Origin of the sequence: Vibrio sp. 10N.222.51.C5 (assembly GCF_041474575.1) — a bacterium.
Lineage (GTDB): Bacteria > Pseudomonadota > Gammaproteobacteria > Enterobacterales > Vibrionaceae > Vibrio > Vibrio crassostreae_C.
Genome location: NZ_JBFRUJ010000032.1, coordinates 19,231 through 33,913, shown reverse-complemented (window position 1 = coordinate 33,913; position 14,683 = coordinate 19,231). Strand labels below are relative to the sequence as shown.

The following is a 14,683-nucleotide window of genomic DNA, read 5'->3' as shown; positions in this document are numbered from 1 at the left end:
TTTTAGCATGGCCTTGGTAAGCGTTCTAAACTTAATTTTAGTCGGTGTGTTCGTAAGGAGTACGAGATGGATTTAAGCAACGTCAAAGGTTTCGATAGCATTATCTTGCTGGGAATCGTGAATGAGAAACTTCGCCTAGAGTGCGATAGCTTTGAAGAGCTGATCAGTATGTATGAAATGGATATAGAAAGTGTCGTGGGCAAGTTCGATATGCTTGGCTATCAATACGACCCATTGACTAACCAGTTTAAGTCTTATCCAAGATAGTCTATTTTCGCGAATCAACAGATATCGAAAATCATCGATACTGAAACTAAAAAGTCACAGATTATCTGTGACTTTTTTTGTTTCTGGCGTTTGCCTTTCCGATTTAATACAGGCTTAAGCTAGCTCAATAATGAACCTCTTAAACGACTTCAATACCATCTAAGTGACTCTTACTCTGCTGTCTTGCTGTGCTAAAGAAAGCCTGTAGGTAACGTTTGTCTTTTTCTGAGTTTCTTACTGCGGCAAACAGTCTTCTTGAAAGCCCTTTACCTAACGGTTTGCTGGCTATCAAACCTTGTCTTGAGAACTCACTGATCGCCCAATTTGGTAATGCCGCGACACCTAATCCTGCCGATACCATTTGCACCAACATTAAGGTGTTGTCTGCTTGTTTCCACTTCTTAGGTTCTACACCTGCTGGTTGCAAAAAGTGCTTCACTACGTCTAAACGCTGCTTTTGAACTGGGTAGGAGAGCATAGTGAGATCGCTAAGATCTTGCGGTTCAATGCTCGCTTTATCGGCCAAAGGCGAGTTGATCGCGGTGATAAGACGCATCTCAAAATCGAAAAGCGGCTCGTAATGAACCTCAGAGCGAGGCTGTATATCAGAGGTGATCACCAAATCTAGCTCGCCTGCCATTAGCGCGGGTAGCGGCTCAAACCCAAAGCCTGACGAGAAATCTAGCGTTACGCTTGGCCAAGCCACTTGATATTCCTTCAAAGCAGGCATTAACCATTGGAAGCATGAGTGACATTCAATCGCCATGTGCAAACGACCATTCACATCCTCTTTCAGGCTCGCGAGTTCGTTCTCCGCTTTAGCTATTCTTGGCTGTATCTCATCGGCAAGCCTAAGCAAAATCTCACCTTCAGAGGTGAACTTAACTGGTCTAGTTTTACGTAGGAAAAGCTGACCACCGATACGCGCCTCAAGGTCTTTCAGTTGGTGAGAAAGCGCCGACTGAGTCAAGTGAAGAGAAGTTGCCGTCGCTGTTAGCGAGCCGCTGTCTCTTAAGGTAGTCAATGTTCGAAGGTGTTTAAGCTCTATCATGAGTTTTCCTCATATTCCCTAAGCCAATTCAATATTTCTTAATAATCACCCTACGGGGTTTTCTTTCATTTGTAAACGTCTAGATGTCCAGATGGATTTAATTTTTCAGCTTTAGATTATTCAAGATGAATATTTTTAATAAACAAGATGAATATTTGGACGTTGTTCATCGTTCAGATTAGGGAGATAGTTTAGCCATCTAGACGCCTTGTAAAGAACTTAAACCATAAGCTAGGCAGTTTGATCGAACACTAAAAATTATTGAATAAGGAACAGGTTCATGACTACGACAACGCATATTTTAGGCTACCCACGTATCGGCGAAAAACGCGAACTCAAATTCACTTTAGAAAAATACTGGCGCGGTGAGATTAACCAATCAGATTTAAAGCAACTCGGTAGCGAACTAAGAAATCGTAACTGGAATGTACAAGCTAAGGCGAATCTAAGCTTTGCAACTGCGGGTGACTTCGCATGGTACGACCATGTTCTAACAACGACGTTACTTCTAGGTCATGTACCTGAGCGTCACGCTGGTGGATCAGAAGGTGAAAAAGCCTTCCCAGATTTAGATACCTTGTTCCGCGTTGGTCGCGGTCAATCTCAAACTCAAATACAATCTCAAAGGCAGCCAACTTGTTGTGGCGCTAAGCACGGCTCTGAAAGCGCTAAAGATGGTGCAGCAGCATCAGATATGACGAAGTGGTTCAACACTAACTATCACTACATTGTTCCTGAGTTCAGTAAAGACGACACCTTTGAAGTGAGTTGGCCACAACTGTTTGACGAAGTGAGTGAAGCGATTAAAGCGGGGCATAAGGTGAAGCCAGTTCTTCTAGGCCCGTTATCTTATTTATATCTCGGCAAGGAAGTAGAAGAGGGCTTTGACCGTTTAACTTTGCTTCCACGCTTGCTTACCGCTTACCAAGCGATTCTGGCAAAACTGGCCAAGTTGGGCGTTGAGTGGGTACAAATCGATGAACCTATCCTTTCTCTGGAACTTGAGACTAAGTGGGCAGATTCATTCAAATTGGCTTATCAGGTGATTCAAGGTGATGTGAAGCTACTCCTTACCACGTACTTTGATTCTGTGACTGACACGTTAGATAAAATCATGGAACTGCCCGTCAACGGCTTACACATCGATTTGGCTGCCGCACCCCAGCAACTCGATGAAGTGGTGAACAAGCTACCTGAAGATTGGGTGCTGTCTGCAGGTGTCATCAACGGGCGCAATGTTTGGCGAGCAGACTTGGCTACTCAGCTAGCGAAACTGCAACCAGTGAAAGAGAAGTTAGACGATAAGCTTTGGGTCGCAAGTTCATGTTCGCTGCTGCACAGCCCAGTTGACTTAGAGTTAGAAGATTCACTTAGCGATGAAGTGAAAAGCTGGTTTGCTTTCGCGAAACAGAAAGTCACGGAAGTTAGCTTATTGGGTGCTGCGCTTGACGGCGATCAAAATGCCATATTAGCGTGTGAGACGTATAGCCAACCTATTGTTGCACGCAAGAGTGCAACTCATGTGAATAAGCCGCAAGTTCAAGCTCGTATTAACACGATAACTAAAGCGCTAGCAGAGCGCACTGCTCCATACGCAGAACGTGCCGTACACCAGTCTGAGGTGTTAGGCTTACCGCTGTTACCAACCACAACCATTGGTTCATTCCCACAGACAGGCGAGATCCGTGTTCAACGTAGCGCTTACCGCACTGGCAAACTGAGTGAAGCGGAATATAACACTGCATTGAAAGGCCATATTGCGGATGCCGTTAAACGTCAAGAAGCACTGGATTTGGATGTGCTTGTTCATGGCGAAGCTGAACGTAACGACATGGTGGAGTACTTTGCAGAAAACCTAGCAGGCTTTCAAACCACTAAGTTTGGTTGGGTACAAAGCTATGGCTCACGCTGCGTGAAGCCGGCGATTGTGGTCGCGGATATAGAGCGTGAGAAGCCGATGACCGTAGAATGGTCGACCTATGCCCAATCTCTGACCTCGAAGCAGATGAAAGGGATGCTGACAGGCCCAGTCACTATCTTATGTTGGACATTCCCACGTGAAGACATTTCACGCAAAGAGATCACTAATCAATTGGCATTTGCGCTGCGAGATGAAGTGTCTGATTTGCAAGACGCGGGCATCAACATTATCCAAATCGATGAACCAGCGATTCGTGAAGGTCTGCCATTGAAAAAGCGCGACCACGCAGAATACCTAGAGTGGGCGGTCGATGCCTTTAAGATCTCAGCGGCAAGTGCTAAACCAGAAACTCAGATTCATACCCACATGTGTTACAGCGAGTTCAACGAGATCATTGATTCAGTAGCCGCGCTAGATGCCGATGTGATTACCATTGAGACTTCTCGCTCGAACATGGAACTGCTGAAAGCATTTGAAGAGTTCAACTACCCGAATGCGATTGGACCTGGCGTTTATGACATTCACTCACCAAACATCCCGTCAGAAGAGTGGATTGTTGATTTACTTAAGAAAGCGGCAGAGAAAATTCCAGCGGAACGTTTGTGGGCAAACCCTGATTGTGGGCTGAAGACACGGAACTGGGCAGAGACGGAAGCGGCGCTGACTAACTTAGTTTCGGCAACTAAAGCACTGCGTAAAGAGTGGGAATCAACCGAGGCATAATTCAGCTTAGGATTTTGATTGCTTCATAAAACAAAGGCCTCGCATTTGCGAGGCCTTCTGGTTTTATACTTGTTCGAATCTCGAGCTAGAATCTAGCTGCTGCTCTGACACGTCTCTTTGCTGATCAACTTCTCAACCATCAGTTGTCCGCGAGTGTTGCGAATCTTGATGTTGTAAGCCAAGCCCATATCAAGGTTTGCTCTCACTTCAGAGTTGGTGCAGTAGCTATTCACACTCATGTCTACAACTTGGTTTAAAGGCTTAGCACCTTTTGCATCTTGGTTGTAGATCATCATGATTTCGATAACCGTGTTTTTTGCTAGCACGCGCATGACCGACAGTGGGCCATACTCAATCGGAAGGCCTGCGGATAAAACGCCAGCGCGATGCTGCGCCATCATTTCTAGCTGTCTTTGTTTGTCTTGTTCACTTGATGAGCTGCAGCCTGCAAGCAGAACAGCGGCCAGTGAACCGATAATCCATTTTTTCACGTTAAAATACTTTCTTGAATGGTTTAACAATCACATTTTGGTAGACACCTGCAGCAATGTACGGGTCTGCGTCTGCCCATGCCTGTGCATCGTCTAAAGAATTAAACTCAGCAATCACAGTAGAACCTGTGAAGCCCGCTTCACCAGGGTTATCTGAATCAATCGCTGGCATTGGACCTGCTGTCAAAAGGCGGCCTTCATCGTGAAGTGTTTGTAGGCGTTCTAGATGTTGTGGGCGAACACTTAGGCGTTTTTCTAATGAATTTTCGACGTCTTGAGAAAAAATCACGTACCACATATTGAGATATCCTTATTTTACTTCACTAAATTGAGGGCGTTTAAATTCGCTATCTTGCTAATTTACGCGAACTAATTGGTATTGGAAGAGCTAATGATAAGAAATTGTGAAATGGTGCGGGAGAGTGAGAAGGTCTTTAGCATTTTTAATCGAAACGACTAAAGACCTTAAAGTGCGATAGGGCTGTCGAAAGTACTATTTATTAATTGGACGAGGCTTACCACTTTCATCAACCGCAACGTAGTTGAATGTCGCGCCACACACCTTGTAGCGGTCACCGATACCGTGGTCAAGTACAGGCTTAACCCATACTTCTAGGTCGATATTCATCGAGCTGCGACCAATCTTAGTGCAGTCACCGTAAACGCACACAACATCACCTACAGAAACCGGCTGTTTGAACTCGATACTCGATACTGAAACCGTGACTATCTTGCCGTTAGATATCTCTTTTGCCAGTATGCCGCCAGCAAGGTCAAGCTGTGACATTATCCAACCACCGAAAATCTGGCCTGCTGCATTTGTATCAGAAGGCATCGCTAATGTGCGAAGAAGTAAAGAACCAATCGGGTTCAAAGTTGATTGAATAGTCATTGTCGTACTCTTAATGGTATTGATTGTTTTATCTAAAAATAGATGTGTTTACGAGACTCGTGGTGGTCTAATTTTTAACGTCTTCACCGAACACAAATAATCAGCGGCCAATGATCACGAGTATCATTGGCCAATCGCATATTGATAATAATTGTATCAAATAGGGTATGAGGACTCATCCCTAAGGGCTATTTCTCGTCGGTATTTTTATCCGTTAACTCTTTCTGCTGGTCTTTTGGTAGATGCTTATAGATATAAACACCAGTGAGCAAGGTGAAGAGCAAGGTCGCGATGAGTAGACCAAACACTTTGAAGTTGACCCAAACATCCAACGGTAGGCTGAAAGCAACGTAAACGTTGAGAACGGCACATAGGGTAAAGAACAGCGTCCATGCCCAGTTGATCTTGCCCCATACCGAATCAGGCAGTGTGATCTCTTTGCCTAACATACCTTTAATCGCTGATTTGCCTATGATGTGACTGACCGTCAGGCCAATCGCAAACAGTGCGTAAACGATGGTGACTTTCCATTTAATGAAGTTGTCGTCGTGCAAGAAGATGGTCATGCCACCAAATACGGCAACCATTAGAAAGGTGATGACCTGCATTTTTTCGACTTTCTTGTAGAGGAAGTACGTCAAAATAATTTGAACTGCAGAGGCAACGATCAAAGCGCCGGTCGCGGTATAGATGTCGTACATCTTATAAAGCGCAAAGAAAATAATGAGAGGAATGAAATCAAGAATTTGTTTCATGAGACACTGACTATCCAGTTAGTTGAGTTGCTGACAGTCTAACGAAAACTGTCTCGATGCTAAATAGCTCGAGACAATTGGGTGCCAATTAATTCAATCTAACCACTCATCGTGTTTAAAGAGTTGAAGCAGGTTATCGCATTGACGAGGTTTGGTAGCGAGGTATTAGCTTCTTGATATCTTCAAGGTAACCTTCGCTCTTTAAGCTGTCTAAGGTGTTTTCGAGCTCTTGCTCACTCATGGCAAAACACGTCGATTTGCCTGTCGTTAGGTCGAGATACTCGTGATATTCACGCTCTGTGAAGTGGCCAATTCTGTCCATTAATAAGGTTTTAATTCCATGGTGAATCAAGCCGTAATACGTATGTCTTTGTAAGGTCATAGCCTATCCTCCGTGACAAGCTGCAGTGAAACTGTTGCAACCTGCTGTATATTGGTTGGGTTATCTATGACAAAGCAATTCGAATGCCATTTTCTCTAGTTGAACGGAACATTTTCCCTACCAGATAGAATTGAACTTCTTTTCAAATAGTTAAGGCGAGGTACGTTCTATTCTCTGACAACCAATACGTAACAGACATAAAATAGTTTCATTTTGAGAACGATGAAATTCTCATTATGACGCTCTACTGCCGTTTATAGTGTGCTTCTATCTACGGTGATTGCCGCTAATCGACAAGCCAATCAACCAGCGTAGATAAAGATGGATTTTGTCGATTCTTAGGCTGCAGCAAAAAGTAACCATTTCCAGAAAAGACACTGCCTTCACTCACTTTCACCAACCTGCCCAAATCAATATCTTGTTTTGCTAGCGTGATGTCGCCTATAGCAATGCCAAACCCTTGAATGGCTGCGTTCATCGCTTGATCAAGTGTCGCGAATTGTTGGTTGTTCTTACTTGAAAGGTCATGACTGCCTATGTGCTCTAACCAAAGTCGCCAATCACTTTGCTCATTGTTAGCGTGTAACCAAGTGTATTGAGCGAGCTTGTGTGGCTTGATGATGGTCGATGCGTCGTCGACAAGATGGCTCTGTGTAATGCTTTGTGCTTGGCAAACGGGCGCTAGCTGCTCGTTAAACAATAATTGGCTGATAATCGATTGTTGGTTTGGCTTCTTACCATAGGTAATTACGGCGTCAAACGGATCAAAGCTTGGTTCGAAGACGTGCTTGATGGTCGACGTCAGTTCGACATCAATTTCAGGATAGGCTTGCTGAAAAGACATCAACTTAGGTAGTAGCCAAGAGGTAATACAGCTCGGTGCGTTGAGTTTGATCTTAGACGGAGAGCTAGCCACCTGATTTAGAGCCGATTGCAGCTGATGAATCGTTCCTTGTATCAGGGGAACCAGTTCTTCTCCTTTCGGCGTTAAAGACAATCCGCGAGCATGGCGATAGAAGAGATCACAGCCAAGGCTTTCTTCAAACGACAATACCTGACGACTCACTGCACCTTGCGTAACATTGAGCTCATGTGCCGCGCGTGTAAAGTTGAGGTGCCTTGCCGTAGACAAAAACGCGAGCAAGGTTTTGGTTGAAGGAAGTGTGCGATTCATATCTTTACCTATGACTTTTTATCATGGCTATTATGTGATTATTTCGATTCATTTATCAATAGTGTTCTGTTTGAATGTAAATACTTAATCATCATTTGTGATTCAATATGTGTATAAGTCACATTTTTTGAATATGAAGGCAATGATGAAGACATTGTGATTTTGTGAAAGGGATAGCTTCTTGACATCTTTTATTGATAGCTTAGTGCCTCAGGCTGTAAAAAAATTAATACCTTATCAATCGGCAAGAAGAATTGGTGGTGATGGACGTGTCTGGCTAAACGCCAATGAATTGGAAAGCTCGCTGTTTCAAGGAGAAGCAAGTCACAACCGATACCCAGACTTCTTACCACAAGATATTGCTAAGGCTTATCAAGATTACTGTAGTACCGATGCCGCGACTGTGGCTGTTCGTGGTGCAGATGAAGCGATTGATTTGCTGATCAGAACATTCTGTAAACCGGCGTGCGACAACATACTTATCTGCTCTCCAACGTATGCGATGTATGAGTTTTGCGCTGATGCATTGGCGATCAATACCTTGGACTCTCGATTGCAGGAAGATTTCAGCCTGAACGTCGCTGATATTGTGAATAAAGCAGAGCTGGCGAATATCGTGTTTCTTTGCTCACCAAACAACCCAACGGGTAATGTGATTCCTAAATCGGATTTGGTTCAGGTACTGGAAGGCACGATTGGAAAGTCGCTAGTGGTAGTCGATGAAGCGTATATCGAATTTGAACCACAAACGTCAGCCGTTAGTCTTATTGAACGCTATCCACATTTGGTTGTGATTCGCACCTTGTCTAAGGCATTTGGACTGGCTGCGGTTCGTTGTGGTTTTATCTTAGCGAGTCAAAATGTGATGCAGTATGTCGCGAAGCTGATTCCACCTTATCCGATGCCAGATTGCTCATCTCAAATTGTATTAGACGCGTTGTCTGATGACAGAGTTTCAGTGATGGAAGACGCCACACAAAAGCTGGTCGAACTACGTAACTGGTTTGCTTGTGAGTTAACGCAATTTGATTTCATCGAGTCTGTTTACCCTTCATCGACAAACTTTATTTTGCTGCGTCAAAAACCTGGGCATCAAGTGTTCAGTGTCTTGGCGAAGGACGGCATTGTGACAAGGAACCAAAACCATGAACCGGCTTTGCGTAACTGTGTTCGAATCAGTATTGGTAGCCAAGAGAGCATGCTAGAAGTGATAACGTCACTAACACGTTACCAAACCGAATTAGAACAGAGTCAACAAGGCAAAGACATTCAACAAGCTCAACATAAAGAAACTCAATCTCAACTCGATAAAGATCATATCTAGGATGGCAATGATGAAAAAGATAATACTAGGACTCGCTTGTGCGGTCGCTTTACTTGGTACAACGGTACAGGCGAAAGAAATCCGTTTGGCGTCGGACTTTACGTATCCGCCATTCAACTATAAAAACAGCGACGGTGTGCCTGTCGGGTTTGATATTGAGATAGCTGATGCCTTGTGTGAGCAAGCTAAACTCGATTGTACTTGGGTTTCACAAAGCTGGGATTCGCTAATTCCAAGTTTGTTGGCAAGAAAGTCAGATGTGATTATGGCGTCAATGCGTATCACCGAAGAGCGTAAGCGTAAGATCTTATTTACTGATAAGTACTACCAAACTCCAGCCGTGTTTGTTGCTGCTAAAAGCGCGGAGTTCAGCGTTGATGAGGCGGGCTTGGCGGGCAAAACTATAGGTGTTCAACAAGGTACGATTCACGATCGCTACGTAACCGACAAGTTTGGCAGTGTGGCCAACATTAAGCGTTACACAGGGCAAGATGAAGTGTATCTGGATCTGCAAAATGGTCGTCTAGATCTAACCTTTGGCAACTCGGATCAACTGTCATTAGCTTTCTTAGATAAAAAAGAAGGTGAGGGCTTTGAATTTAAAGGTAAAGCAGTAACCGACAAAGCCTACATTGGCGAGGGTACGGCGTTAGCACTAAGAAAGCAGGATTCAAAACTGGCGAAACAATTCAATGCCGCGATTGAAGAGATCAGAGCGAACGGTACTTACGACAAGATCGCCGCTAAGTACTTCACATTTGATATTTATGGCGCTGATTTGTAATTCGTCTAACGCCTAAAAATTAGAACACCAAAAACAAAAATCCGAGGGCTGTAAGGCTCTCGGATTTTTGTTACAAACAATTCATCCTCTCAAGCTTCTCTCTATTGCCTTTATCTATTCTTGTTACCTAAATCCAGCCGCAAACCTTGTCTTCATCACCTCACAAAGCACTGTTCACGACTCGCGTTTTCGAACGAGGAGACCTTCTTTGTCTTGCTCCATAACTGAATTTAATGTCTTAAAATAACATAAATGGTTCGGTGCTTTTTTACTAAGAGATTGTTCTTAAAGGAGTTGAAAGTAATCGAAATTACCAAAAAATCCAAAGTAGAACTGATTAATGGTCTAATTAGTCCCAAATATGATTGGTATCACAATCAATTAGGTTCTCAGGCCAATAGATAAACCTTAGTTCACAAAATATACATATAGTATTGTAATACAAAATTCATAGGGTAAGAATATTGTAATGAAACGTTACTGCTATGAGCGATGTGCAATTGAACGTTAGATTTCAAACTTAGCTATAGCGTTGCATATAAAACTGTACCTCTTACAAAATGGATTCTGGAGAAGAACATGAAAAAACACCTACTGACGATTGCAGCGGCTTCAATTCTGATGGCATTTGGCGCTCAAGCAAAAACTTTGACGTTAGGGCATGCAATGTCATTAGAAAGCGCAGCTCACCAAGGCATGGTGATCATGGCTGATAAAGTGAAAGAAAAATCGAATGGTGAACTTACGATTAAGATCTTTCCAAACGGTCAATTAGGCTCTGAACGTGACCAAGCGGAGCAAGTTGTTACTGGCGCGATTGATATGGCCAAAATCAATGGTGGGTTAGCCGAATCTTTTGAACCAACGTTTAAGGTTAATGCACTGCCTTTCTTATTCCGTGACGTTCCACATATGAGAACGTTCATGCGAAGTGAAGCTGCACAAGAGATGTTGCTTTCAAGTGAAGGTAAAGGCTTCATCGGTCTTACATTCTATGACTCAGGCACACGTAGCTTCTACGCTAAAAAAGCCATTAACTCACCGGCTGATCTCGCTGGTATGAAAGTTCGAGTTCCGGGTTCTCCAACCATGATGGAAATGGTTAACCTATTAGGTGGTAAAGCAACGCCTGTACCTTTCAATGAGGTATACACGGCGCTGCAACAAGGCGTAATTGACGGTGCTGAAAATAATATTTCTAGCTTAGTTGAAATGAAACACAGCGAAGTTGCCAAATTTTACTCTATGGACCAGCACATGATGACACCTGACGTGATCATCATTTCAGAATACAAATGGGGTTCATTAACGGCAGAAGAGCAAAAGATCTTAAAAGAAGCTGCTGCTGAGTCTCTTGAAGAGCAGATCAAAATCTGGGATGCAACAGATGACATGAACAAAGAGAAAGGAATGAAAGAAGGTGTCACGTTTGTTGAAGTTGATAAAGCCCCTTTCCGTGCAGCTGTTAAACCTATGATTGATGAGGCGAAAAAAGATCCAAAACTAGCTCCATTCATTGAAAAAATTGAAGCTCTTTAATCAGTCTTAGTGAAAATATAATTTTGCCTTGGCTTTGCTAAGGCAAAATTTTTTGAGGTATCACACCATGTTAGCAACTTTCAGAAACCTACTTGATAGGCTGATTCTTTTTGTCTCTTCTTTTGCACTAATGTTACTTGTCGTTACTGTCACTTGGCAGGTCTTTAGTCGTTATGTTTTGAATGATCCAAGTAACTGGACTGATGAACTTGCTCGTTATGCGATGGTATGGCTTGGCTTATTAGGAGCAAGCTACTTATTCGGTATCAAAGGACACTTAGCAATAACGTTATTGGATGGTTATCTTAAGGGTAAAGCACATATCGCATTACATGTACTCATCAATATCATTTCTGGCGCATTTGTATTTCTAGCAATGCTTCAAGGTGGCATCGCCCTAATGGGAAGAACCACACAACAACTCTCTCCAGCACTGCAATTACCGATGTCGACGGTGTATTCAATATTGCCGATTTCAGCCGTTATTATCCTCATTTATTTGGTCATGAATACGTTTGATCTTTTTTGTGAACCCAACAAAAAATAAGTTTTAAAAGGACTCTATATTATGGATTTGTCCATTGGTGTTTGGCTGCTAGGCCTATTCTTATTCATGATCGCGATAAGCATGCCGATTGCGATTGCAATTGCCATGTCATCTTTAACCATCATGTATTTCATCTTACCGTTTGAAGTCGCCAGTATTACTGCGGGTCAAAAAATCATTACCGGTATTGATAGTTTCAGTTTATTAGCCATCCCTTTCTTTATCCTCGCGGGGAATATAATGAATGTAGGTGGCATCGCGAGTCGACTCATCAACCTTGCAAAGCTCTTGGTTGGTTGGATCCCGGGCTCACTTTTTCACGTCAACATCTTCGCCAATATGATGTTTGGCGCCGTTTCAGGATCAGCCGTTGCAGCAGCAGCTGCGGTTGGTAAAACCTTAGGCCCAGAATTAGAAAAAGATGGTTATGATAAAAACTTAGCAACAGCAGTAAACGTTGCATCTTGCCCGGCAGGCTTATTAATACCGCCGAGTAATTCACTGATCGTATTTTCAGTGGTATCGGGTGGAACATCCGTTGCGGCGTTGTTTATCGCAGGGTATGTCCCAGGTATTCTAATGGGCTTAAGTTGTATGGTCGTCGCCTATTTCATCGCTAAAAAGAAGGGCTACAAAACAAGTGCCAATGACGGCTTCACAACGAAAGATGTGCTGAATATTGTTTGGCAAGCAACACCAAGCTTAGGGCTTATTGTTGTTGTTATTGGCGGTATTATTGGTGGTATATTCACTGCAACAGAAGGGGCATGTATAGCGGTTCTATACTCTTTTATATTGTCACTCTGTTACCGAACCCTCAAATGGGCACACTTTCCGATAATTTGTAGAGAAACCGTTCAGGTTACTGGCATTATGCTGTTCTTGATTGGTGCTTCTACCATTATGTCATGGGCAATGGCGTTTACCGGTCTACCAACCATGATCAGTGATTGGATGCTCTCTATCTCAGACAATCCAATTATCATCTTTATTCTGATGAACCTGATTCTACTGATTGTGGGTATGTTTATGGACCTTACGCCAGCCGTATTGATCTTTACCCCTATCTTTATGCCGATTGCTGAGCACTTAGGCATGCATCCAATTCACTTTGCGATGATGATTATCTTCAACTTATGTATTGGTATTGCAACGCCACCCGTTGGCACGGCGCTATTTGTGGGTTGTAGTGTCAGTGGCTCTAAGATTGAGAATGTTATAAGAAGTATCATGCCGTTTTGTGCCGTACTGATCGTCACACTGTTGGCTATAACTTTTATTCCTGAAATTAGTTTGGCTCTGCCTCGTGCGTTTGGATTAATCAATTAGTCTTACAAGGGTAAGGTTTACCGACTCAATATTAATCATTTCCTAATAAAAAACCGCCTGTATGAAGGCGGTTTTTTTATCAATCAAAACTGAAGCTTAATATTATGCTTGCTGTTTTTGTAGCTCAGCTTCTTTCGCTTCGTCTTCGATTAGAGAGTCAACGATAACTGCACATGCTGCATCACCAGTGATGTTCAGAGCAGTACGGATCATGTCGAAGATACGGTCTAGAGCGAACAACAGAGGTAGACCTTCGATAGGGATACCAGCCGCTAGAAGAACTGCAACCACTAGGAAAGAAGGACCAGGAACACCTGCTTGGCCAACGGCGCCTAGCGTAGACGTTACGATGATAGCAACGTAAGCACCCATAGATAGGTCGATGTTGAACAGCTGTGCGAAGAAGATAGCAACTAGGCCGTAGTAAATTGCGTTACCAGACATGTTGATCGTCGCACCAAGAGGCAGAACGAATGAAGCCGTAGAGTTACGAACGCCAAGTTCCTTCTCTACCGTTTCCATTGTTACTGGCAGTGTCGCCATTGAAGATGCTGTTGATAGTGCAACCGCTTGAGGCTTCTTCATTGCCACTAGGAACTTCTTAGCAGAAGTCTTAGTGAAGATTTGAATCATTAGCGGGTAAGCAACAAAGCCGAAGATCAGAATCGCAGCGATGTAGACAACGAACAGTTTGAACACAACCATAAGTGCGCCAAAGCCGAATGTACCCACAGCTTCTGCCATTAGGCCGAATACGCCAAGTGGTGCAATGATCATAACCTTGTTGATCATCCAAACCATAGCGTCAACAATCGCGTTTACGCCATTGATGATAGGGTCACGTTTCTCTTTCGCTTGTTTAGAAATCGCAATACCGAAGAATAAGCAGAAAACTAGAATTTGCAGAATGTTTGCTTCATTCAGTGATTGGAAAACGTTGGTCGGGATCATGCCTGTGATGGTTGCCCAGAACGTTGGAAGTTCACCTTTCGCAGCGTATTCAGAAGAGAACATGCCTTCAACGCCAGAAACATCGATACCACGACCTGGTTCGAATATTTCACCCATTACTAGCGCTAGTGCTACAGCAAGTGCAGACGTTAGTGCAAAGTAACCTAGAGTGGTCACGCCCACTTTACCTGCTGATGAGCTGTTGCCTAGACCAGCAGCACCTGAAATTAGGGCAACCGCGACTAGAGGGATAACCAGCATCTTGATCAAATTGATGAAGATAGCACCCAGTGGAGCGAACATAGTTGCGCTGTCACCCATCATCGCACCGACTAGGGTACCGATGATCATTGCAATAACGACTTGAACGCCGATGTTGCTTAGTAAACTCTTTTCTTTTAACACTTCCATAACCTCTGTGCTACTAAATATAAAAATCCCAGAACTACTCACCAATGTACGATGTACCATTGGATTAATATTTCGCGAGAAGTTTTACACGTATCTTTTACATTTATCAATATGAGCAGAGATGAAAGAACACCAAAAAGCA

At 43.4% G+C, this 14,683-nt stretch carries 15 protein-coding genes; 7 read left to right on the top strand and 8 right to left on the bottom strand.

Annotation, left to right across the window (positions count from 1 at the left end; genetic code table 11):
* Positions 1-66 precede the first annotated feature (66 nt).
* Positions 67-267: a DUF4250 domain-containing protein gene (locus AB4558_RS10855; RefSeq protein WP_372158799.1), complete on the top strand. Its 201-nt coding sequence runs from the start codon at positions 67-69 to the stop codon at positions 265-267.
* A 139-nt stretch (positions 268-406) separates the two neighbouring features.
* Here the strand turns inward: AB4558_RS10855 and AB4558_RS10850 are convergent, their stop codons facing one another.
* The gene (locus AB4558_RS10850) at positions 407-1,318 is read right to left on the bottom strand and encodes a LysR substrate-binding domain-containing protein (protein ID WP_136979790.1); all 912 of its coding nucleotides are present in this window, start codon (positions 1,316-1,318) and stop codon (positions 407-409) included.
* Between the two features lie 280 nt (positions 1,319-1,598).
* Here AB4558_RS10850 and metE point away from each other — a divergent pair, with 280 nt between their 5' ends.
* Complete coding sequence (gene metE / locus AB4558_RS10845; protein WP_372158797.1) at positions 1,599-3,962, top strand: 5-methyltetrahydropteroyltriglutamate--homocysteine S-methyltransferase; 2,364 nt, start codon at positions 1,599-1,601, stop codon at positions 3,960-3,962.
* 92 nt (positions 3,963-4,054) lie between these two features.
* On the opposite strand, the gene AB4558_RS10840 is transcribed toward metE, so the two are convergent.
* The 6 genes from AB4558_RS10840 to AB4558_RS10815 form a co-directional block, all read right to left on the bottom strand.
* Positions 4,055-4,453 carry a GspS/AspS pilotin family protein gene (locus AB4558_RS10840; RefSeq protein ID WP_050635140.1) on the bottom strand — a complete coding sequence of 133 codons (399 nt, stop codon included), beginning with the start codon at positions 4,451-4,453 and terminating at the stop codon, positions 4,055-4,057.
* 1 nt (position 4,454) lies between these two features.
* The gene (locus AB4558_RS10835) at positions 4,455-4,751 is read right to left on the bottom strand and encodes a YciI family protein (RefSeq protein WP_004736512.1); all 297 of its coding nucleotides are present in this window, start codon (positions 4,749-4,751) and stop codon (positions 4,455-4,457) included.
* 195 nt (positions 4,752-4,946) lie between these two features.
* Positions 4,947-5,345 (bottom strand): acyl-CoA thioester hydrolase YciA, encoded by a 399-nt coding sequence (gene yciA, locus AB4558_RS10830; protein WP_017061510.1) that lies wholly within the window; start codon positions 5,343-5,345, stop codon positions 4,947-4,949.
* A 188-nt stretch (positions 5,346-5,533) separates the two neighbouring features.
* Positions 5,534-6,100, bottom strand: a complete 567-nt coding sequence (locus tag AB4558_RS10825) for a septation protein A (RefSeq protein WP_372158795.1) — start codon at positions 6,098-6,100, stop codon at positions 5,534-5,536.
* Positions 6,101-6,233: 133 nt separating this feature from the next.
* Positions 6,234-6,482, bottom strand: a complete 249-nt coding sequence (locus AB4558_RS10820) for a hypothetical protein (protein ID WP_017069991.1) — start codon at positions 6,480-6,482, stop codon at positions 6,234-6,236.
* A 286-nt stretch (positions 6,483-6,768) separates the two neighbouring features.
* Positions 6,769-7,656 carry a LysR substrate-binding domain-containing protein gene (locus tag AB4558_RS10815; RefSeq protein ID WP_017069990.1) on the bottom strand — a complete coding sequence of 296 codons (888 nt, stop codon included), beginning with the start codon at positions 7,654-7,656 and terminating at the stop codon, positions 6,769-6,771.
* A gap of 181 nt (positions 7,657-7,837) precedes the next feature.
* Between AB4558_RS10815 and hisC the strand changes: the two genes are divergently transcribed.
* From hisC to AB4558_RS10790, 5 genes are all read left to right on the top strand, one after another.
* On the top strand, positions 7,838-8,980 hold the full coding sequence (gene hisC, locus AB4558_RS10810; protein WP_372073299.1) for a histidinol-phosphate transaminase: 1,143 nt from the start codon (positions 7,838-7,840) through the stop codon (positions 8,978-8,980).
* A 10-nt stretch (positions 8,981-8,990) separates the two neighbouring features.
* A complete protein-coding gene (locus AB4558_RS10805) occupies positions 8,991-9,764 on the top strand; it encodes an ABC transporter substrate-binding protein (RefSeq protein ID WP_102393430.1) in 774 nt (257 codons plus the stop codon).
* Between the two features lie 579 nt (positions 9,765-10,343).
* Complete coding sequence (locus AB4558_RS10800; protein ID WP_017063537.1) at positions 10,344-11,303, top strand: TRAP transporter substrate-binding protein; 960 nt, start codon at positions 10,344-10,346, stop codon at positions 11,301-11,303.
* Between the two features lie 67 nt (positions 11,304-11,370).
* Positions 11,371-11,850 carry a TRAP transporter small permease gene (locus AB4558_RS10795; RefSeq protein ID WP_004736522.1) on the top strand — a complete coding sequence of 160 codons (480 nt, stop codon included), beginning with the start codon at positions 11,371-11,373 and terminating at the stop codon, positions 11,848-11,850.
* A gap of 21 nt (positions 11,851-11,871) precedes the next feature.
* Positions 11,872-13,179, top strand: a complete 1,308-nt coding sequence (locus AB4558_RS10790; protein WP_010438025.1) for a TRAP transporter large permease — start codon at positions 11,872-11,874, stop codon at positions 13,177-13,179.
* Positions 13,180-13,281: 102 nt separating this feature from the next.
* Here the strand turns inward: AB4558_RS10790 and AB4558_RS10785 are convergent, their stop codons facing one another.
* Positions 13,282-14,601, bottom strand: coding sequence for a dicarboxylate/amino acid:cation symporter (locus tag AB4558_RS10785; protein WP_321163247.1), 1,320 nt, complete (start codon positions 14,599-14,601; stop codon positions 13,282-13,284).
* Positions 14,602-14,683 lie beyond the last annotated feature (82 nt).